We start from the raw sequence: 20,735 nt of genomic DNA, 5'->3' as shown, positions 1-20,735 counted from the left end.
GTACTAATTTCTTTATATGCCCAATATAAGGTAAGTTCTTCATTTAATAAGTATTTAAAGGTACCAAGTTTTTCCGGTTATACTGGAAGTGAAGTAGGAAGGATGATTTTGGACAGAAATGGACTCCACCATGTAAGTATTGAACCTGTTAGTGGAAATTTAACTGACCATTATGATCCTCGAACTGAAGTTATTAGGTTATCAGAAAATGTATATAATGGTAATTCTGTAGCGGCAGTAAGTGTAGCAGCCCATGAGGCTGGTCATGCTATACAGCATGGAGAAGGGTATTTTCCTTTATTGCTAAGAAATAATATTGCGCCAATAGCTAGTATAGGGTCTAGATTTGTTTGGGTTCTCGTCTTGTTAGGATTTTTAATACACCCAAAATTAATAGATGTAGCAATTATGTTTTACTTGGCAGTAGTATTATTTCAATTAATTACACTACCTGTAGAGTATAATGCTAGCAATAGAGCTTTAGCCCAATTGGAGACTGGCATCATTCCTAGTGATGAAATAAGTTCTTCTAAAAAGGTATTAGACGCAGCTGCTCTTACCTATGTAGCCGCAACATTAGCTGCTTTAGGGCAATTATTAAGGTTAATGAGTTTATCTAGTAGAAGAGACTAAAAGGTGTTCTACCTTTTAGTCTCTTAACTATATAATAAGAAAAATATTAAGATAAAATAGGGAAAATATATAAAATCTTTCCTTCTGTGATATAATAATAAAACAAGAATTGCTAGGAGTGGTATTTTGGGAAAGATAGATTTAAAGTCTATGACATTAGAGGAAATGAAAATTTTCTTTAAGAATATGGGAGAAAAAGAATATAGGGCTGATCAAACTTTTGGTTTTATACATAAGAACATGTGTAATTCTATAAGAAATATTACTGTATTGCCCAATGGACTAAAGGACAAGCTGGAAGAAGAATATACTATTAGTAATATTAATATTATAAAACGATATGATTCTAAAATAGATAATACAAAAAAGTACTTGCTTCTTTTAGAAGATAATAATATTATTGAGAGTGTAGCTATGGAATATAAACATGGACTTTCTTTATGTGTTTCTACCCAAGTTGGTTGTAGAATGGGTTGTAATTTTTGCGCATCTACTAAAGAAGGTTTGGTTAGAGATTTAACTTCGGGAGAAATATTAAATCAGGTATATGCTACCCAATTAGATTTAAATACTCAAGTAAATAATATAGTACTTATGGGTAGTGGTGAACCTTTAGATAATTATGATAATGTAATAAAATTTTTAAATATTCTCCATGATGAGAAAGGTAGAAATTTAAGTTATAGAAATATGACTTTGTCAACTTGTGGCATAGTGCCTAAAGTATATAATTTAGCAGATGAGGATATTCCCATAACATTATCTATTTCACTACATTCTCCTTTTGATGAAATTAGAAAAAATATAATGCCAATAGGTAAGAAATACTCTATAATGGATATAATCAAAGCATGTGATTACTATGTTAATAAAACAAATAGAAGAATAACTTTTGAATATACTCTTATTGAGGGAACTAATGACAGGAAAGAAGATTTAGAAGAACTTATAAGATTATTAAAGGATAAATTATGTCATATTAACTTAATACCTTTAAATCCTATAAAGGAGTTTGATAAAAATAGTTCAAAAATTACTAATGTAGAAAATTTTAAAGAAGAATTGAATAAACATGGTATATCAACAACTATAAGAAGGGAAATGGGCTCTGACATAAATGCAGCCTGTGGCCAACTAAGAAGGAGTTATATTCAAAAGAACCATAAAAGGAACATCAATAGTTTGTGAGGTGATAATATGCATATAGGTTCAAGTACTGATATAGGGAAACATAGAGAAATAAATCAAGATTCATATTTCGTATCAGAAGAACAAGAATTACCTTTATTTATAATAGCTGATGGTATGGGTGGACATAAAGCTGGAGAAGTTGCAAGTAAAATGGCTATTGATATAATAAAAGAAATGATTCTAGAAAATGCTGAGGATATAAAATTAGAAGAAAATATAATAGCTGAAATTATTAGAGAAGCAATAAAGAGTGCAAATGTAAAAGTTTATGAAGTATCTAAGGAAAAAGAAGAATTTTCAGGAATGGGTACTACTATTACTATGACATACATATTGGATAATAAAGCTTTTATAGGGCAAGTTGGTGATAGTAGAGCATATTTACTCAGAGATAATGAATTGATTCAATTAACAAAAGATCATTCTCTTGTGGCTGAATTATTAAGAAATGGGAGCATAACTGAAGAAGAAGCTGAATGTCATCCTCAAAGAAACTTAATAACTAGGGCAGTTGGCACTGATGAGGGAATTGATATTGATATAGTAACTGAAAAGTTATATGAAGGGGATTTGATTTTGTTATGCACAGATGGCCTTACTAATATGGTAGATGATAATGTAATAAAGGAAGTTCTTTTAAAAAGAAAGGATATACAAACAGCCTGTGATGAGCTAGTGAATTTAGCAAATAATAATGGTGGCTATGACAACATTACAGTTGTGGCTGTTAAAATTGTATGATTTGAGGTGAAGTTATGATAGGTAAAGTATTGGGTGGAAGATATGAGATAAAAGAAAAAGTCGGTGGTGGTGGAATGGGTATAGTCTACAAAGCAAGATGTAGACTATTAAACCGATTTGTGGCAGTAAAAGTTCTTAGAGAAGAGTTTGTATCTGATGAACAATTTATTAAAAATTTTAGAAAAGAATCTCAAGCTGCAGCTAGCTTATCCCATCCTAATATTGTAGGAATTTATGATGTTGGAGTGGAAAAAGGAGAAGAACATGATATTCATTATATTGTAATGGAATATGTAGATGGTAAAACTTTAAGTGAAGTTATAAAGGAAAAAGGTAGATTATCACCTAAAGAAACTATTGATTATTCATTACAAATTGCTGAAGCATTAGAGCATGCTCATAAGAATCAAATTATTCATAGAGACATTAAACCTCATAATATAATGGTAACTAAAGATGGACGTATTAAGGTAACAGATTTTGGAATTGCTAGAGCGGCAACTTCTTCAACATTGACTGCAACATCAAGTGTTGTTGGATCTGCTCATTATTTTTCACCTGAGCAAGCTAGAGGAGGTTTTACTGACGAAAAATCTGATATATATTCCTTAGGTATTGTAATGTACGAAATGATAACAGGCTCTGTTCCTTTTAATGGGGATAGCCCAATATCAATTGCATTGAAACATGTTCAAGAGGAAGTTACTCCACCAAGTGAAATAAATAGTGATGTACCCCAGGGTATAGAGGCTATTATTAATAAATGTTTAAGAAAGAATTCAGTTGAAAGATATAAGGATGCTAGAGAGCTTATAGCTGATTTAAATAAAGTAAAATATTCAGATGGAAAAGAAGTAGTTGTTGATGATATAAGTGAATCTCTAACACAAATAATTCCAGCTATAACTGATGATGATCTAAAAGGCGTAGAAGGGAAAACAGATAGGGAAAAAAAGGATAAGGAAGAAGGAAAAGAAAAAATAAAGGATAAAGACAAAGATGAACCAAAGAAAAATAAAGGGAATAAAAAATATGTTTTATTAGGAGTTTTACTTGCTTTTCTACTAGCTACTGGAATGTTTATAGGAGTAACTAGGGCAAGGGATTTATTTGCAAAGGAAGTTGAAGTACCGGATTTAGTAGGCCGTAATGAAGATGAAGCTAAGAAACTAGCGGAAGATTTAGGGTTAGTATTTAAGGTAAAAGAAAGTAAATATAGTTCAGAATTTAGTGAGGGATATATTATTTCTCAAAGTGAAAAACCTGGTAAATTATTAAAAGAAGGTTATCCTATAGAAGTTGTAGTTAGTAAGGGTAAAAAACTTATAGAGGTACCTGATTTAAAAAATAGAAATGTAGATGAAATAAAGGATATTTTAAAAGATGCAGGACTTAAAGATGGTTCTATAGATTATAGATATAGCGATAGTGTTCCAGCAAATATAGTTATGGAACAGGATCCTAATCCTTATACTGAAGTTCCTGAAGATACTGTGGTAAATGTTATAGTAAGTAAGGGACCAGAAAGGGTAACAGTTACAATGCCTAATTTAATAGGGCAAAATATAAAGGATGCAAAGAACGCAATAATTGCAGCTGGTTTAGCTGTTGGGGAAGTAATCCCTAAGGAAAGTAAGCAATATTCAAAAGATATTGTAATATGGCAAAATTATCAAGCAGGAGGCCAAGTAAATAAAAATACTGTAGTTACATTACATGTAAGTAGCGGACCACCTAAAGAAAAGCCAAAGGAAGAAAAAATTAGTGTTCCAGGAGTTATTGGTCAAAGTGAAAAAGATGCAAAGAATGCAATAGTTGCATCTGGTCTATCGGCTAATGTGAAATATGAGTATAGTGATCAACCAAAAGGAATTGTAATAAAACAAAATCCATCAGCAGGAAATAAGGTTAAGAAAAACACTACAGTAACTTTAATTGTAAGTAAAGGGCCGAAGTCGGAGGAACCTGAACCAAGTGAGCCAGGAGAGCCAGAAGAGCCAGGAGAACCAGGAGAGGAAGACTAATTACAAAATATAACAATTGAATTTTAAAAATATGGGGAGGTATGTGATGCTTGAAGGTATAATAATAAAAGGTATCGGTGGCTTTTATTATGTAAAAACTGATGAAGGAATTTATGAATCTAGGGCTAGGGGAGTTTTTAGAGAAGAAAAAATAACTCCCTTAATAGGAGATAGAGTTAAAATCAGAATTAATCCAGAGGATAATACTGGTTATATCGAAGAAATAAAAAACAGGGAGTCTCAATTATTGAGGCCTCCTGTTGCTAATGTAAAACAGGCTATTGTAGTTATGAGTGTTAAGAAACCTAATATTAATTATTGGCTTTTAGATAGATTCTTACTTTCTATTGAGCATGAAAAATTAAATGCCGTTATATGCATCAATAAAACTGATTTAATAACAGATAGTGAAAAGAAGGAAATAAAAAAGATTTATGAAAAAATAGGTTATAAAGTTATTTTTACTAGTACTGTAGATAATGCAGGAATTGATGAATTAAAAGATGTCTTAAAAGATGAAGTGACTGTTTTAGCAGGTCCTTCAGGTGTGGGAAAATCCTCCTTATTAAATGTTATACAACCAGATTTAAAATTAGAAACTGGAGGAATTAGTAATAAAACTAAAAGGGGAAAACATACTACAAGACATGTAGAATTACTAGAACTTGATATGGGAGGTTATGTACTAGATACTCCTGGTTTTAGTGCACTAGATTTAAGCTTTATAAATAAAAAAGAAGAATTAAGAAATTATTTTAAGGAAATGAAAGATGTCAATTATTTATGTCGATTTGATAGTTGCTTACATGAAAAAGAGCCTGATTGTGAAATAAAGAACAGGCTAGGAACAGGAGTAATAAGTAATAGTCGTTATAAAAATTATTTAAAATTTCTAAATGAAATAGAAAATATAAGGAGGTATTAATGTGGCAAAAATTTCTCCCTCAATTTTGTCTTCTAATTTTAGTAAGCTAGATAGTGAAATAAAGAAAATCGAAAAAGGTGGGGCGGACTTAGTTCATCTAGATGTAATGGATGGTATATTTGTTCCTAATATTACTTTTGGTGCTCCTATAGTAAAAGAAATAAGGAAAACTACTTCACTACCTTTTGATGTGCATTTAATGGTAGATAGACCAGAAAGGTTTATTGAAGATTTCGTTAAGGCGGGAGCTAATATTATAACTGTTCATGAAGAGGCATCTATACACCTTCATAGAACTATTCAAGAAATTAAAGGCTTTGGAGTTAAGGCTGGGGTTGCTATTAATCCATCTACCCCTTTAAATGCGATAGAATATATTTTAGATGATGTAGATATGATTCTTATAATGACAGTAAACCCAGGTTTTGGAGGACAGGCTTTCATACCAAGTATGGAAAAGAAAATTAAAGAATTAAGAAAAATAATTAATGATAGAGAACTAGATGTTGAAATTGAAGTAGATGGTGGAATTAAATTAGAAAATGCAAAAGAAATAATAGACTTTGGTGTAGATATATTAGTAGTTGGTTCTGCAATATTTAATGAGGAAGATATAATAGAAAACACAAAAGCCTTTAAAGCTTTATAAATAAGTGAGCCAATAGGGACGGTCCCTATTGACTCACTTGTATTATATATGCTATACTGTAATTACAATATAATAGTTTTTCACTAGGGGAGCTTTTTAGCTGAGAGGGAATAGTTATTCCGACCCTTTAAAACCTGAACTAGGTAATGCTAGCGTAGGAAAGTGTTGTTGTTAAATGGAGAATAAAGCCCATAATCTTTTCAGGTTATGGGCTATTTATATTCTTAAGGAGGATGATAAAAAATGAATAATAAAAAGTGGAGCGTTAATATGCTGGCTGAGGGGGGAGTTATGATTGCATTATCGGTTTTATTAAGCTATATAATAGTATATCAAGCTCCCCACGGAGGATCTGTTACAGCAGGAAGTATGATTCCAATCATGTTTTTTGCTATGAGATGGGGAGTTGGGCCAGGGGTATTTGTTGGTGCTATATATGGAGTATTACATTTTATTTTAAAACCTTATTTTTACCACCCAGTACAATTCTTATTAGATTATCCTATTGCTTATGGTTTTTTGGGTATGGCTGGAATAGCTACTATAAAGAAAACCAAAGATATGGATGGAAAGGATTATTTTAAAGTAGTTTTTGCAGTGCTGTTAGCTATTTTTGGAAGAATGGTTTCTCATTTATTATCTGGAATAATATTCTTTGCTGAATATGCAGGAGACCAAAATCCTTGGATTTATTCTATTATATATAATGGGCAATATTTATTACCAGAATTCATTATTTCATCAATTATTTTGGTGCTTTTGTGGAAACCTCTAAGTAGAATTGAAAAGTAAAGTAAAGGGATGAATCTATGATAGGACTTATTATAGGAAGTGGAGAAATAAAAAATTATAATGTATTAATAGATTTAGCTAAAACAGCGGATTATGTAATTTGTGCGGATGGAGGAGCAAATCATTTAATTAATATTGGTATTAATCCAGATTTAGTAGTTGGTGATTTGGATTCTATTGACGAGAATACATTAAAAAACTTAAAGGAAACTAATGTAGAAATAAATAAATTTCCTAAGGAAAAAGATTATACAGATACAGAATTAGCAATTAAATATTTAATGGATAAAAAGGTTGATAAGATAATACTTGTAGGTGTAACTGGAAGTAGATTTGACCATACTTTAGCTAATATATTCTTGCTAAGAAGATTATTAGAGAAAGGAATTGAAGGCCAAATACTTAGCCATAAAAATACAATATATATTACAGATAAAAAATTTGTTTTGGAAAAGGAAGAGGGTTATTTTGTTTCTATTATTCCTTTAAATGATGAGGGTGCAGTAGTCACTTTGAAAGGTTTTAAATATGAAACAGATAAAGAGGAATTTTCTTTTTCTTCTACCTATGGTATAAGTAACAAAATAATAGAAAAAAGAGGTATTATAGAGATTCATAAAGGGACTTGTTTAGTTATTGTGTCAAAAGATTAAAAGCCTATATTAGGCTTTTTTCTTTTTTTGAAACTTTCCAGTATTAAATCCATAGTTTTTTAGGTAGTAGACTTTATATATTTTTGTAACTATTAAATAATTTATGAATAATATATATTAAGATTGAATATAATTAGAGGTGGTATCAAATGAAAAAGATATACCTTCAATATAAAACTAAAAAAATTTTAGGAGGACTTTCTATACTCCTGGGAATAATAATCGTTATAAAAGTTGTACCTTTAGAACTTATATTTTTTTTACTAGGCGCTATGTTAATTTGTATAGGAATTTATATATTGAAATGGATATGGAAATAAAAACAGGCTTCCAATACTTCATATGGGAAGCCATTTTCCTTGTTAATTATATTTTTTATAATGCTCTTTCTACACGACCTGATTTTAAACAATCAGTACATACATTAATTCTCTTAGTAGTTCCGTCTACTGTAGCTTTTACTTTTCTTATATTTGGTTTCCAATTTCTATTACTTCTCCTATTTGAAAAAGAGACTTTACTTCCATATATTTTTCCTTTTCCACAAACTGAACAAACTTTTCCCATTAAAAACACCTCCTTAACTTCCTGTAACAATGAACTTAAAACAATGATAACAAAATTTAGAAAAAAAGAATAACATATATTATTTTAACACAATGAGCATAATAAATGCAACAATCTTTGTGGGGAAAATAAATTTGTGCTATAAATTAGTTGAACTATTTATTTTAATAGGGTAATATATAATTATATAATGGAATGTATTATATATAGGAGGAGATATTATATGGTGGCGAAGGTAAAACAAGATTTAGGTTATATTAGTATAGATGATAATGTAATTGCAACCTTAGCAGGACTTTCAGCCATGGAGAGTTATGGAATAGTAGGTATGGCTAGTAAAAATACAACTGATGGACTATTTGAATTGCTAAAATGGGAAAATTTAGCCAAAGGAATAAAAGTTAATACAAAAGATAATAGAGTATTAGTGGACTTATTCGTTATTTTAGAATATGGTATAAATATTTCTGTTGTAGCTGAAAATATTATTGAGAAGGTAAAATTCAATGTGGAAAATTTAACAGGATTAGAGGTAGAGAAAGTAAATGTTTTTGTACAGGATATTAGGGTGCAAAAGTAGTAAGGAGGTACTATAGTGAAGATTGAATACGTAGATGGTACTTTGCTTAAAAAGTGCTTTATAGGAGCAGCAAATGACCTTGAAAGGAACAAGGCGGAGGTAAATGCTTTAAATGTCTTTCCAGTACCAGATGGTGATACTGGAACTAATATGTCTTTGACTATGCAATCTGCTGTTAAACAAATACTTGATATAAATGAATTAAATGCACACAAAGTTGCAAATGCTGCTAGTAATGGTTCTTTAATGGGGGCTAGAGGAAATTCTGGAGTAATTTTATCCCAGTTATTTAGAGGATTTGCCAATGGACTAGAAAATCATGAACAAGTTAATACCAAAATATTGGCTAATACCTTTAAACTTGCTGCCAATACAGCCTATAAAGCTGTTATGAAACCCACTGAAGGTACTATCCTTACAGTAGCTAGAGAAATTGGAGATAAAGCATTAGTACTATCAGAAGAAGAGGAAGATATTGTAATATTCCTGAAAGAAATCGTAGAATATGGCAATTCAGTTTTAGCTAAAACTCCAGAAATGTTGCCTGTTTTAAAGCAAGCTGGGGTTGTTGATGCAGGTGGAAAAGGGTTAATGGTTGTACTTACTGGAGCATATCTGGCATTAACGACAGATGATGATGTGGACTTTGAAGGAATATCAGAGAGAAAAATTGTTGATATGCATTCAGCTGAAATAATAGATCCTGAAGATATAAAGTTTGGTTATTGCACTGAATTTATTATAAATAATACAGATGCAGACCCAGAGCAGTTTAAGGAACAGTTATCTCTCTATGGGGATTCTATTATATCAGTGGGTAATGGGGATTTGATTAAGGTACATGTTCATACAAATAATCCAGGTGAAGTTTTAGAAAAAGCTTTGCTTCTAGGGGAGCTCAATGATATAAAAATTGATAATATGAGATACCAACATAGAAATTTAGTATTTGATAAGGAAAAAAGTAAAGAATCTACTGATACTGAAAATGTAAATGAAAATGAGCATGTTGAAAATAAAGAATATGGTTTTATTACTGTAGCTATAGGGGATGGTATAGCTAATGTGTTTAAAGACTTAGGTGTTGATTATGTCATTCCTGGTGGTCAAACTATGAACCCAAGTACTGAGGACATATTGAAAGCAGTGGATAAGGTTCAGGCAAATAATATAATAATACTACCTAATAATGGTAATATAGTTCTTGCAGCAGAACAAGCAAAAGAACTTAGTGAAAAAAACCTTCATATTTTAAAAACAAAAACTATTCCAGAGGGCGTAGTTGCCTTATTATCCTTTAATTCTGATTTAAGTGCAGAAGATAATATGGATTCTATGAGAGAATCAGTTGAAAATGTAAAAACTGGGGAAGTAACTTATGCAGTTAGAGATACTGAAATAGGAGATGTTAAAGTAAAAAAAGATGATATATTAGGAATCTCTCAAGGAGAAATTAAGGCCATTAATGATGGTATACAAAAGGTTTCTTTGGAATTATTAAAGAAATTAGTAGATGAAGATGATTCTTTAATTACTATTTTCTATGGTGAAGATATAAAAGAAGAAGAGGCAGAGGAATTATCTAGTTTATTAGAAGATGAATTTGATGATTGTGATGTAGAATTACTATATGGTGGTCAACCACTATACTATTTTATATTTTCCGTAGAATAATAAAAAAACCCCCTACCCTTGGTAGGGGAAATTTATTATAAGGGGTGAAATAATGGGTAAATTATCTATGTCTGTACAATATGTAAAAGGAGTTGGCCCTAAAAGATTTGGCAAGTTAAAAAAACTAAATATCTATACTGTAGAAGATTTAATCTATTATTTCCCTAGAGATTACGAAGATAGAAGAGGGTTTAAAAAAATTTCCCAGTGTGTTCATGGTGAAAAGATTAGCTTAAAAGTAAGGGTTATAGGTATTCCAAATGTAATAAGACCAAGACCAAATCTATCAATATTAAAGGTACCTATTAAGGATGAAACTGGTTATGCTTATTTAGTATGGTTTAATCAAGGTTATTTAGCTGATAAATTTCAAAATAATGAAACTATAATAGTTCATGGAAAAGTAAATAAAAGGGGAGGAGAGATTCAAATTCAAAACCCTATTTTTGAAAAGGAAAATTCAAAAAAAGAGAAAGTAGGAAATATAGTTCCCCTTTATCCTCTTACAGCAAACATAACTAATAATGAGATACAGGGTATAATGAAAAATGCTTTAAAGAATTATTCTCATATAATTAAAGAAACTTTTCCAGATGAATTTAGGAAAGAACTAAATTTAATTTCTTTAGAGGAGGCTATATTAAATATTCATTTTCCTAAAGATGGGCAAAGTTATTTAAAAGCAAGGAATAGATTAGTATTTGAAGAGCTTTTAACCTTGCAATTAGGACTTTTTATAATTAAAAATCAGATAAAGGCTGTTAATAAGGGAATACAATTCTCTAAAACTGATATTATTGATAGATTTATAAAAAAGCTTCCTTATAGTTTAACTAAAACTCAATATAGGGTATTTAAAGAAATAGAAACAGATATGGAAGACGATAAACAAATGAATAGATTAGTACAAGGGGATGTTGGTTCTGGAAAGACTATTATAGCAGTAATGTCTATGTTAAAAGCTTATACATCAGGTTATCAATCGGTTATGATGGCACCTACTGAAATACTTGCTACTCAACATTATGAATCTGTATCTGAATTGTTGGAAAAGGAAGGGGTAGTTTGTGAGTTATTAGTAGGTAGTTTGTCTAATAAGAAAAAAGATGAAATATTAATGAAGCTAAAAAATGGGGACATAGATGTATTAATAGGTACCCATGCTGTTATTCAAGATAATGTTATATTTAATAATCTAGGCTTAGCAATTACTGATGAACAGCACAGATTCGGAGTTAGACAAAGAGCTGTTTTAAGTAATAAAGGTATAAACCCAGATATTTTAGTTATGACAGCTACACCTATACCTAGAACTTTAGCGTTAATTTTATATGGAGACTTAGATATTTCCATTATAGATGAATTGCCACCAGGCAGGAAAGAAATAGAAACTTATGCCGTAGGACCTAATATGATTAATAGGATTAATAAATTTATAATAAAACAGTTAAATTTAGGAAGACAAGCTTATATTGTAAGCCCATTAATTGAAGAAAGTGATAAGTTGGATCTTAAAGCTGCTGAGGAATTATATTCTAAATTGAAAAATGAAATTTTTAAAAATGCTAATTTAGGATTACTCCATGGTAAAATGAAGGGTAATGAAAAGGAAGAAATAATGGATAAATTTAAAAAAGGTGAAATTGATGTACTTGTTTCTACTACAGTTATTGAAGTAGGAGTAGATGTACCCAATGCTAATATAATGGTGATATATAATGCAGAAAGATTTGGTTTAGCCCAATTACACCAATTGAGAGGAAGGGTTGGTAGGGGAGAATATCAATCTTATTGTATTTTAATAAATGAAAGTAATAATAAAATTGCAAGGGAAAGAATGCGAATAATGCAAAGAACTTCTGATGGTTTTATTATATCAGAAAAAGATTTGGAGTTAAGGGGGCCTGGCGAATTTATAGGAACAAGACAACATGGACTACCAGATCTAAAAATTGCTAATTTATTTACTGATATGGATATATTAAAATTAGCTCAAAAAAAGGCAGTCGAAATTTTAAGAGAAGATCCATATTTAAAGTTGAAAAAATACGAAAATTTAAGGGCAAGAATCTTAAATATATTTGAAGATAAAATAGAAGATATTATTTTAAATTAAATGTAATTTTATTGTTGGCATTTATGTGGTAAAATATAAATGAAAGCATTAAGGAGTGATTGTTTGCGAGTCATATCCGGTAAAAAAAGAGGTTTTAAATTAAAAGGACCTAAAAGTCCTAGAATAAGACCAACTCAGGATAGAGTTAAGGAGTCTTTGTTTAATATTTTAGGTTATATAGATGAAGAGAGTATAGTATTAGATCTATTTTCAGGCTCCGGGTCTGTGGGAATAGAATTTTTAAGTAGAGGGGCAAAAGAATGTTACTTTGTAGATAGTTCAGTAGAAAGTATAAAAATAATAAAGAAGAATTTAATTAATATTGAATTTATGGACCAAGCTTCCGTCTACAAAAAGGATGTCTTTGTTGCTATAAAGTTACTTAGTAAAAAAGATTTAAAATTTGATTATATTTATATTGATCCTCCATATTCTAAATTAATTGAGCATAAAATATTACAGGCTATATGCGATGTAGAAATTATTAAAGAAACTGGGATTATTATTGTAGAACATAGTAAAAGGAACACCCTTGAAGACAGTATATTACTTTTAAATAAAATAGATTCTAGAAATTATGGAGATAAAAGTCTGACTTTCTACAAAAAAGATATTAAAAAAGGAGGAATTTAATTGGCTGTAATATATCCAGGAAGTTTTGATCCGGTAACATATGGACATTTAGATATTATTAAAAGATGTTCTAAAAAATTTGAAAAGGTTGTAGTTGCTATTCTTAAAAATCCTTCTAAAAAAACAATGTTTACTGTAGAAGAAAGGGTGGAACTCTTAGAGAAGGAATTGAAAGATTCCAATAATGTAGAGGTTGATACTTTTTCTGGATTATTAATTGATTATGCTTATGAAAAAGAAATTACCACTATGGTTAGAGGACTAAGAGCTGTATCTGATTTTGAATATGAAATGCAAATGGCCTTAGCTAACAGGAAATTAAATAATGATATTGAAACTTTATTTATGGTTTCTGGTGGAGAATATGCTTATTTAAGCTCTAGTATTGTAAAGGAAATTGCAACTTTTAATGGGGATATATCATGCTTTGTTCCAAAATCTGTGAAAGAGGCCATTGAAATGAAGCTTAAAGGGGGCAATGAATAAATGAATGTAATAGATTTAATTGATGAATTAGAAGAAATTATAGAAAGTGGATCTCCAGTGCCTTTTTCTAATAAAGTCATGTTAGACAAAGAAGATCTTTTTGAAATAATAAAGGAAGTAAAATTAAGATTACCTGATGAAATTAAGCAAGCGAATTGGATTAAAGAAGAAAAACAAAGAATCCTAGCAGAAGCTCAAAAAGAAGCTGATACAATTGTTGATGAAGCTACTACTCACTTAGAAGAGTTAATAGAAGAAGATGAGATTACAAGAAATGCAAAAGAAAGAGCAGAAGAAATATTGACAACGACACAAAATAATGCGAAAGATATAAGATTGGGAGCTATGGAATATGCAGATAATATTTTAATGAATACTCAGGAGAATTTAAAAGTTTTAATAGAGACATTAGATGAAAACAGACAGGAATTAAGAGGAATAAAATAATTAGTTTTTTGTAATACTTTTTAAAGTATTTATAATTACGGCTAAAATCATTATTCCTATTAGTACAGAAAATAGACTTTGAAGGGATAGGGTAAATAAATTTATCCACTGGGTAAAAGATGTTATTTTAAGGAAAAATGTTTCTTCAACTAAAGATTCTAAAACTAAACTATTATAGAAAACCTTATAAAATAAAAAAGTATATACAATTGATAAAAGACCATGGAAAAATTTTGAGCAAATGTATAGTTTACTATTAATATCGGTTTCTGATAAAAAACTTAAGGCTTGACTATGAATAGAGAGACCACTCCATCCAATAAAAAAGTTTATTATTAATAGTTTCCATATAGAAGGTAAATTAGTTGTAGCTATTTTATTGCAACCAGTGGTTATTTCGATAATACCGGCAAAGATACCTTTTATAACATCAATGCTAATATTAAATGGAAGTATATTAATAAAAAAATTTATAAATAAGTCAAAGAATTTTGATATGTAAATTATTTCTATAAGAACTGAATATAATATCATAAATCCTCCTATAGAAATTATAGTATTTGTGGCATCCTTTATGCTATTAGACATTAATTGGGCAATACTAGAATAAGAGTTATTTCTAGAATAAGAATTATTTTTTAGCGTTAAATTATATTTATTAGTATTTTTTTTATAGTATCTAAATAAAAAACCTAGAGAAAGAGAAGCTAAATAGTGAGGATAAACAATTAATGGGCCTAAGGAAGAGTTTTTTAGCATGCCTACAGAAACTGCTCCAAGCATAAATAATGGACCAGAGGTGCTAGAAAAAGAAAGAAGCCTTTCAGCTTCAACCTTAGATATATTGTTATTTAATCTTAAGTTAGAAACTAGTTTTACACCTACGGGGTAACCAGAAATTAGGCTCATTGTAAAGGGGAAAGCCCCTATTCCTGGAACATTAAATATAGGCATCATGACTGGTTCCAATAGGGAGCCGATAAACTCTACAAAGCCTAAGTTTATGAGTAGTTCAGAAATTATAAAAAATGGAAATAAGGAAGGTACAACTATACTGAACCAAGTTGATAGTCCTTTAGTTGCTCCGTTAATGGCGGTTGTTGGGAATAATACTATATTAATTAATAACCATAAAACTAATAAAATGAAAGGAACATTATTTTTGTAGCTTTTGCTTAATTTATTTCTAGTAATATACATAATTAACACCTCCATTATTATAGTATATTAGTAAATTAATTATATATATGACTGAAAGATTACGAGGTGATATGAATGGGCCATATAAATGATATTGGATTAGCCTTAGGATCAGGGGCTGCTCGAGGTTTGGCACATATTGGAGTTTTAAAAGCTTTAGAAGAGTATGGAATAGATATAGATATAATTTCGGGTAGTAGTGCTGGAGCTTTAATTGGTGGATTATATTGCTGTGGTATTTCTCCTGAGATGATTAGAAAATTAGCAATTCAAATTGATAAAAAAATGTGGATGGATATTACTGTTCCTAGGAAAGGGGTATTAAAGGGAGATAAAATTGAAGAAATTCTTAAATTAGTTACTGGAGGTAGGAAAATAGAAGAGTTAGATAAAAAATTAATTATTATAGCTACTGATTTAAATAAATCTGAGAAAGTAGTTATAACAAAAGGGCCTGTATATAGGGCTATTCGAGCTAGTATTTCTATACCAGGAGTTTTTGAACCAGTGAGAATTGGAAATAAGACACTAGTAGATGGAGGGGTTGTAGATAGGGTTCCTGTAACTGTACTAAAGGATGAAGGAATAGATTTTGTAATTGCAGCAGATGTAGGATTTAGTGATTATCAAAGTAGGCTATTCCATGTCTTCGATATCATTCAAAGGTCTATAGATATTATGGCTGAAAGAATATTAGAGGTAGATTTAGCTTATGCAGATATATTGTTAAAACCCTCCTTGTCCCATATAGAGTCTTCTAAATTTGAAATGGTAGATGAATGTTTTGAAATTGGATATAATGCTACAATTAAAGAAATGGACAATATAATTTCTGCTTTAGAAAATCATAATTCAAATATTAAAGAAACCTAAACTTTTATGTAAGGTGATGTATAAAAATCTTTATTAGCCCAAGGATTACTATTTAACCCTAGATAGAAAAGGTCTGTTCCTTTTTTATCATAGTTAATCATTTTTCTAAAACTTGGTTTTCTTATTTTTTTAAAGTCTGAAAATTTATTTATAATTGGTATATTTGAATTTTCTTTTATTTTTCTTAACAAATAAACACCTTTTTCATTGGCACCTAAAACCCTATAATACTCAGGATAATTGTCTTTTAAATAATAAAAATCTTGTTTTTGTAAATTTAATAGCATATGAATAAGTATTCTTTGTATTCGGGTTTTTGTATGACGTTTTGATACAGTATTGTCAATAATGTTGTTTGAAGAATTATATTTAAAAGCCATATTTATAATTCTATTTTCTAATCCTTCTTCTACATCAATTACTTTACTAATCTGATGTGGAGAAGTCATACATAATAAATACAATAATATTTGAGAATAATTTTCTAAAGAATTAAAACTATTATGCTCCTTTAAAAATTGTTCTAAATATGCATAAGTTTCCGCAGGAACATTATTTCTAACAGAAGGTAAATCTTTTTTAAAAATATTATTTCTTATAGCTGTTGAACTAGATTTATTACTACTTAATTTTTCATCTTTATATTCACTACCTATACGTTGAAAAGTTATAGGTTGAATTGAAGAATTTATTTTATATAAAGCTTTTAAATATTCAATTCCTAATATATTATTAGGAGACTCTATAATCCTTTCAATAGATGAATGAAAGGATGTTTTTTCTTTTATAAAATAATCCTTTAAGGCATGACTTCTTGCTACAGAGTATGAATTACCTTCTTCTAAATAATGCAGTAGTTGATTATTATAGTATTGAGGTTCTTCAGATAAAATTTTAGATATTTTATTTAGTGGTTCTATATTACCAAGTTCACTACCAAAAGTAATGTAGTCAACAATATTTAAAGAGTCTAATAATTTAACACCGCCAAAGGCAAAACGTTCAGCACTTTGAGTTGAAAAAATTATTGGCAACTCTAAAACTAAATCTACCCCGTTATCTATAGCTATTTTAGCTTTGGTCCATTTATCAATAAAAGATGGTTCTCCCCTTTGAACAAAGGAACCACTCATTACAGCTATAGAATATTCCGCCTTAGTTATTTTTTTGGACTCCTCTAGATGGTATTTATGACCATAGTGAAAAGGATTATATTCCGTTATAAACCCAACAACCTTCATTTTTACCTCCATAAATATATAATTGTAATATTATCTTATTATAACATAAATTTTAGTATATAATAAGATATGAGGGACGGTCCTGACTGACTCACTAATAAGCTTGTTGCTTTTTTATCACTTATATATTATTATTGTCTATAGCGAATAATAAATTTTATATATCTGTAATGCACAGAAGATTAGGAGGTATGCTTAATGAATGTTTTGGTAATAAACTGTGGTAGTTCATCTTTAAAGTATCAATTAATTAATATGGACAATGAAGAGGTTTTAGCAAAAGGTCTAGTAGAAAGAATTGGTATAGAAGGTTCAAGAGTAAAACATAATACTAATGGAAAAGATGAATATATAATAGAAAAACCTTTAGGAGATCATAAGGAAGCTTTAGGGGTTGTATTAAAAAATGCACTACTAGATTCTGAACATGGAGCAATTAAATCATTAGATGAAATAAGTGCTGTGGGCCACAGAGTAGTACATGGTGGTGAAAAATTTGCAAATTCTGTCGTTATTGATGATGAAGTTATGGAGGCAATAGAAGCATGTGTAGATTTGGCACCTTTACATAATCCACCAAATATTATAGGAATTGAAGCATGTAAAGAACTTATGCCAGAAACACCAATGGTTGCAGTTTTTGATACAGCTTTTCATCAAACAATTCCTGCATCAAATTATATTTATCCATTACCTTATGAATTATATGAAGAATATGGTATTAGAAAATATGGATTCCATGGAACTTCCCATAAATATGTAACAGCAAAAGCTACTGAAATGTTAGGTAAGGATCTAGAGGACATTAATGTTATTACTTGTCATTTGGGTAATGGTGCAAGTATTTGTGCAGTAAAAAATGGTGAATCAATTGAAACTAGTATGGGCTTTACTCCTTTAGAAGGTCTTGCTATGGGTACTAGAACTGGTGATATTGACCCTGCTATTATTCCATTTATAATGGAAAAAGAAGATTTAAATTTTGAAGAAATCAACACATTATTAAATAAAAAATCTGGTGTTTTAGGTATATCAGGAGTAAGTAGTGATTTTAGAGATTTAGAGGAAGCGGCTAATGATGGAAATGAAAGAGCTGAATTAGCCCTTAATGTATTTTGCAATAAAGTGACAAAATATATAGGGGCCTATGCTGCTATTTTATGTGATGTTGATGCTTTAATATTTACAGCAGGTATAGGTGAAAACTCCCATACAATTAGAGAAGCTGTATGTGAAGGTTTAAAATGTATAGGAATTGAATTAGATGTAGAAAAGAATAAAGTAAGAGGAAAAGAAGCTATAGTTAGCAAGGATGGTTCTGAAGTGAAGATAATTGTAATACCTACAAATGAAGAACTTATGATAGCAAGAGACACTAAAGCTTTGATTGATAAATAATAAATTCTTGACAAATTATTTAAGCCTTTATATAATATGACTTGTCTATAAAGAGGTGAAAAAAGTGATAATTAATTTATCAGATTTACTAGATGAAGTAACCATAAGTCTGGATTTTGATAGAAAGTTAGATTTAGACACCCTTAAAGTAAATGGAAGGGATATTTATTTTACTACTCCCATTAAGGTAAATGGTAGCATATATAAGGCTTCAAAGGACATAGTTATTGATGGACAAATTCTTTATAATTATAAAGAAAATTGTGCAAGATGTTTAAAAGAATTTAAAAAGAGTGTAAGAACAAAACTATCTGGAAAGCTTGTAAATGAAAATAGAATTGATGAAGAAGATGTAGAAGCTGATGATGTAGTTATAGAATATAATAATAGACATATAAATCTTGAAAGGGCAGTGATTAATGAAGTAATATTAGCTTTACCTATGAAATCTTTATGTAGTTCAGACTGTAAGGGTATTTGTCAAAAATGCGGGAAAAATTTAAATGAGGGAAAATGTGATTGCGAAATAGATGATATAGATCCTAGATTAGCAAAATTGAAAGAACTTTTATAATTATCAAGGAGGTGTTTTAAATGGCAGTGCCAAAGCGAAAAACTTCAAAATCTAAAAAGAATATGAGAAGGGCATCATCTTATAGATTATCAAAAGCAACAATAGTGGAATGTCCACAATGTCATGAACCTAAAGAACCTCATAGAGTATGTAGATCATGTGGTTATTATAAAAACAGGGAAGTAATAGAAGTAGAGTAATAGACAAAAGATAGTGAGTTTCACTATCTTTTTTATTTTAATTATATTGTTGATTTTTTTTAAAAGGTAATATATATTTAATATCAGGGTTTAATATATCATAGGGAGGGGAACTATGAAGATAATAGTAGATACTTTAGGGGGAGACAAAGGACCAGGTGAAGTAGTTAAAGGAAGTATTTTGGCCATAGAAGAGCTTGGAGTTAATATAACTCTTATTGGTAACGAAGAAACCCTTAAAAGAGAAATTATAAAATATGATTATCCTAAGGATAAAATTGAAATAGTAAATGCTACAGAAGAAATAACTAATGAAGATGAACCAACAAAAGCTATTAGAAGAAAAAAGAATTCTTCTATGGTAATAGGGTTGGAAATGCTAAGAGATGGTCTAGGAGATGGTTTTGTTTCAGCAGGAAGTACGGGAGCATTATTAAGTGGAGGAATATTTATTGTCAAAAGGATAAAAGGTATAAAGAGAGCAGCTTTAGCCTCTGTATTTCCTACTAAAAATGGTTTTTCATTTTTACTGGATATTGGAGCTAATGCAGATTGTAAACCTGAATACTTACAACAATTTGCTATAATGGGTTCAATTTATAGTGAAAAAGTTCTAGGAATAAATTCTCCTAAAGTAGGTTTAATAAATATTGGAACAGAAAAGGGAAAAGGTAATCAACTAGTTAAAGATAGTTATGAGCTTCTTTCAAATAGTAGGATAAACTTTATTGGAAACTTAGAGGCTAGGGATATTCCAGAAGGCACAGTTGATGTAATGGTTTGTGATGGATTTATTGGAAATATAGTGTTAAAATTAACAGAAGGCTTAGCTTCTTCGGGAGCTTCTATGTTAAAAGATGAAATAACTAAGAGTTTTTTCGCAAAATTGAGAGCCTTAATGTTAAAACCTAATTTAAAAGTGTTTAAAGAAAAATTAGACTATAGAGAATATGGGGGAGCACCACTTTTAGGTATTAGTAAACCAGTAATAAAAGCTCATGGCAGCTCTGATGCTTTAGCTTTTAAAAATGCTATAAGACAGACTAAAACTTTCATAGAAAATGACGTAAATGGTCAGATAACTGGCGAAATTAATAAAATTTTATAATAAAAATAAGGAGGGTATTTTAATGGTAAT

At 29.7% G+C, this 20,735-nt stretch carries 23 protein-coding genes and 1 riboswitch; of the genes, 20 read left to right on the top strand and 3 right to left on the bottom strand.

Annotated elements, in window-relative coordinates; translation table 11 throughout:
* The 9 genes from VK071_02785 to VK071_02745 all read left to right on the top strand — a co-directional run.
* Positions 1–633: zinc metallopeptidase (locus VK071_02785; GenBank protein ID HLR34237.1), on the top strand; the 633-nt coding region annotated here is incomplete at its 5' end.
* A 123-nt stretch (positions 634–756) separates the two neighbouring features.
* Entirely contained in the window at positions 757–1,821 is a 1,065-nt protein-coding gene (rlmN, locus tag VK071_02780) for a 23S rRNA (adenine(2503)-C(2))-methyltransferase RlmN (GenBank protein HLR34236.1), read from the top strand.
* A 9-nt stretch (positions 1,822–1,830) separates the two neighbouring features.
* Positions 1,831–2,565 (top strand): Stp1/IreP family PP2C-type Ser/Thr phosphatase, encoded by a 735-nt coding sequence (locus tag VK071_02775; GenBank protein ID HLR34235.1) that lies wholly within the window; start codon positions 1,831–1,833, stop codon positions 2,563–2,565.
* A 14-nt stretch (positions 2,566–2,579) separates the two neighbouring features.
* Complete coding sequence (pknB, locus tag VK071_02770) at positions 2,580–4,589, top strand: Stk1 family PASTA domain-containing Ser/Thr kinase (GenBank protein HLR34234.1); 2,010 nt, start codon at positions 2,580–2,582, stop codon at positions 4,587–4,589.
* 46 nt (positions 4,590–4,635) lie between these two features.
* The gene (gene rsgA, locus VK071_02765) at positions 4,636–5,514 is read left to right on the top strand and encodes a ribosome small subunit-dependent GTPase A (GenBank protein HLR34233.1); all 879 of its coding nucleotides are present in this window, start codon (positions 4,636–4,638) and stop codon (positions 5,512–5,514) included.
* Between the two features lies 1 nt (position 5,515).
* On the top strand, positions 5,516–6,163 hold the full coding sequence (rpe, locus tag VK071_02760; GenBank protein ID HLR34232.1) for a ribulose-phosphate 3-epimerase: 648 nt from the start codon (positions 5,516–5,518) through the stop codon (positions 6,161–6,163).
* 75 nt (positions 6,164–6,238) lie between these two features.
* A riboswitch (TPP riboswitch) is annotated at positions 6,239–6,341 on the top strand.
* 65 nt (positions 6,342–6,406) lie between these two features.
* Positions 6,407–6,955: an energy-coupled thiamine transporter ThiT gene (thiT, locus tag VK071_02755; GenBank protein ID HLR34231.1), complete on the top strand. Its 549-nt coding sequence runs from the start codon at positions 6,407–6,409 to the stop codon at positions 6,953–6,955.
* 17 nt (positions 6,956–6,972) lie between these two features.
* Positions 6,973–7,608: a thiamine diphosphokinase gene (locus VK071_02750; protein ID HLR34230.1), complete on the top strand. Its 636-nt coding sequence runs from the start codon at positions 6,973–6,975 to the stop codon at positions 7,606–7,608.
* A gap of 149 nt (positions 7,609–7,757) precedes the next feature.
* Complete coding sequence (locus tag VK071_02745; protein HLR34229.1) at positions 7,758–7,928, top strand: hypothetical protein; 171 nt, start codon at positions 7,758–7,760, stop codon at positions 7,926–7,928.
* Between the two features lie 55 nt (positions 7,929–7,983).
* On the opposite strand, the gene rpmB is transcribed toward VK071_02745, so the two are convergent.
* The gene (gene rpmB / locus VK071_02740; GenBank protein HLR34228.1) at positions 7,984–8,175 is read right to left on the bottom strand and encodes a 50S ribosomal protein L28; all 192 of its coding nucleotides are present in this window, start codon (positions 8,173–8,175) and stop codon (positions 7,984–7,986) included.
* Between the two features lie 223 nt (positions 8,176–8,398).
* Here rpmB and VK071_02735 point away from each other — a divergent pair, with 223 nt between their 5' ends.
* Genes VK071_02735 through VK071_02710 form a run of 6 tightly spaced genes read left to right on the top strand, consistent with a single transcriptional unit; the run spans position 8,399 to position 14,111 of the window.
* Positions 8,399–8,755, top strand: coding sequence for an Asp23/Gls24 family envelope stress response protein (locus tag VK071_02735; protein ID HLR34227.1), 357 nt, complete (start codon positions 8,399–8,401; stop codon positions 8,753–8,755).
* A gap of 15 nt (positions 8,756–8,770) precedes the next feature.
* Entirely contained in the window at positions 8,771–10,429 is a 1,659-nt protein-coding gene (locus VK071_02730; protein HLR34226.1) for a DAK2 domain-containing protein, read from the top strand.
* Between the two features lie 52 nt (positions 10,430–10,481).
* Positions 10,482–12,545 (top strand): ATP-dependent DNA helicase RecG, encoded by a 2,064-nt coding sequence (gene recG / locus VK071_02725; GenBank protein HLR34225.1) that lies wholly within the window; start codon positions 10,482–10,484, stop codon positions 12,543–12,545.
* Positions 12,546–12,584: 39 nt separating this feature from the next.
* A complete protein-coding gene (gene rsmD, locus VK071_02720; protein HLR34224.1) occupies positions 12,585–13,178 on the top strand; it encodes a 16S rRNA (guanine(966)-N(2))-methyltransferase RsmD in 594 nt (197 codons plus the stop codon).
* Positions 13,179–13,664: a pantetheine-phosphate adenylyltransferase gene (coaD, locus tag VK071_02715; protein HLR34223.1), complete on the top strand. Its 486-nt coding sequence runs from the start codon at positions 13,179–13,181 to the stop codon at positions 13,662–13,664.
* On the top strand, positions 13,665–14,111 hold the full coding sequence (locus tag VK071_02710; GenBank protein ID HLR34222.1) for an ATPase: 447 nt from the start codon (positions 13,665–13,667) through the stop codon (positions 14,109–14,111).
* Here the strand turns inward: VK071_02710 and ylbJ are convergent, their stop codons facing one another.
* The gene (gene ylbJ / locus VK071_02705; protein HLR34221.1) at positions 14,112–15,311 is read right to left on the bottom strand and encodes a sporulation integral membrane protein YlbJ; all 1,200 of its coding nucleotides are present in this window, start codon (positions 15,309–15,311) and stop codon (positions 14,112–14,114) included.
* Positions 15,312–15,386: 75 nt separating this feature from the next.
* Here ylbJ and VK071_02700 point away from each other — a divergent pair, with 75 nt between their 5' ends.
* Positions 15,387–16,184: a patatin-like phospholipase family protein gene (locus VK071_02700; GenBank protein HLR34220.1), complete on the top strand. Its 798-nt coding sequence runs from the start codon at positions 15,387–15,389 to the stop codon at positions 16,182–16,184.
* Here VK071_02700 and VK071_02695 read toward each other — a convergent pair.
* A complete protein-coding gene (locus VK071_02695; GenBank protein HLR34219.1) occupies positions 16,181–17,425 on the bottom strand; it encodes a nucleotidyltransferase in 1,245 nt (414 codons plus the stop codon). The genes VK071_02700 and VK071_02695 overlap by 4 nt on opposite strands.
* 198 nt (positions 17,426–17,623) lie before the next feature.
* On the opposite strand from VK071_02695, the gene VK071_02690 reads away from it, so the two are divergent.
* The 4 genes from VK071_02690 (at position 17,624) to plsX (ending at position 20,705) form a co-directional block, all read left to right on the top strand.
* Positions 17,624–18,823, top strand: a complete 1,200-nt coding sequence (locus VK071_02690; protein HLR34218.1) for an acetate kinase — start codon at positions 17,624–17,626, stop codon at positions 18,821–18,823.
* Between the two features lie 64 nt (positions 18,824–18,887).
* Complete coding sequence (locus VK071_02685; GenBank protein ID HLR34217.1) at positions 18,888–19,397, top strand: DUF177 domain-containing protein; 510 nt, start codon at positions 18,888–18,890, stop codon at positions 19,395–19,397.
* A gap of 20 nt (positions 19,398–19,417) precedes the next feature.
* Positions 19,418–19,597 carry a 50S ribosomal protein L32 gene (gene rpmF / locus VK071_02680; protein ID HLR34216.1) on the top strand — a complete coding sequence of 60 codons (180 nt, stop codon included), beginning with the start codon at positions 19,418–19,420 and terminating at the stop codon, positions 19,595–19,597.
* Between the two features lie 115 nt (positions 19,598–19,712).
* Positions 19,713–20,705 carry a phosphate acyltransferase PlsX gene (gene plsX, locus VK071_02675; GenBank protein HLR34215.1) on the top strand — a complete coding sequence of 331 codons (993 nt, stop codon included), beginning with the start codon at positions 19,713–19,715 and terminating at the stop codon, positions 20,703–20,705.
* Positions 20,706–20,735 lie beyond the last annotated feature (30 nt).

It is taken from the genome of Tissierellales bacterium (assembly GCA_035301805.1).
Classification (GTDB): domain Bacteria; phylum Bacillota; class Clostridia; order Tissierellales; family DATGTQ01; genus DATGTQ01.
This window is presented reverse-complemented; position numbering and strand designations above follow the sequence as displayed.

Coding starts and splice junctions, on each gene's coding strand:
- VK071_02775 (HLR34235.1), top strand. CDS start 1,831: ATGCATATAGGTTCAAGTACTGATATAGGGAAACATAGAGAAATAAAT.
- pknB (HLR34234.1), top strand. CDS start 2,580: ATGATAGGTAAAGTATTGGGTGGAAGATATGAGATAAAAGAAAAAGTC.
- rsgA (HLR34233.1), top strand. CDS start 4,636: ATGCTTGAAGGTATAATAATAAAAGGTATCGGTGGCTTTTATTATGTA.
- thiT (HLR34231.1), top strand. CDS start 6,407: ATGAATAATAAAAAGTGGAGCGTTAATATGCTGGCTGAGGGGGGAGTT.
- VK071_02750 (HLR34230.1), top strand. CDS start 6,973: ATGATAGGACTTATTATAGGAAGTGGAGAAATAAAAAATTATAATGTA.
- VK071_02745 (HLR34229.1), top strand. CDS start 7,758: ATGAAAAAGATATACCTTCAATATAAAACTAAAAAAATTTTAGGAGGA.
- rpmB (HLR34228.1), bottom strand. CDS start 8,175: ATGGGAAAAGTTTGTTCAGTTTGTGGAAAAGGAAAAATATATGGAAGT.
- VK071_02735 (HLR34227.1), top strand. CDS start 8,399: ATGGTGGCGAAGGTAAAACAAGATTTAGGTTATATTAGTATAGATGAT.
- recG (HLR34225.1), top strand. CDS start 10,482: ATGGGTAAATTATCTATGTCTGTACAATATGTAAAAGGAGTTGGCCCT.
- rsmD (HLR34224.1), top strand. CDS start 12,585: ATGAAAGCATTAAGGAGTGATTGTTTGCGAGTCATATCCGGTAAAAAA.
- VK071_02710 (HLR34222.1), top strand. CDS start 13,665: ATGAATGTAATAGATTTAATTGATGAATTAGAAGAAATTATAGAAAGT.
- ylbJ (HLR34221.1), bottom strand. CDS start 15,311: ATGTATATTACTAGAAATAAATTAAGCAAAAGCTACAAAAATAATGTT.
- VK071_02700 (HLR34220.1), top strand. CDS start 15,387: ATGGGCCATATAAATGATATTGGATTAGCCTTAGGATCAGGGGCTGCT.
- VK071_02695 (HLR34219.1), bottom strand. CDS start 17,425: ATGAAGGTTGTTGGGTTTATAACGGAATATAATCCTTTTCACTATGGT.
- VK071_02690 (HLR34218.1), top strand. CDS start 17,624: ATGAATGTTTTGGTAATAAACTGTGGTAGTTCATCTTTAAAGTATCAA.
- rpmF (HLR34216.1), top strand. CDS start 19,418: ATGGCAGTGCCAAAGCGAAAAACTTCAAAATCTAAAAAGAATATGAGA.
- plsX (HLR34215.1), top strand. CDS start 19,713: ATGAAGATAATAGTAGATACTTTAGGGGGAGACAAAGGACCAGGTGAA.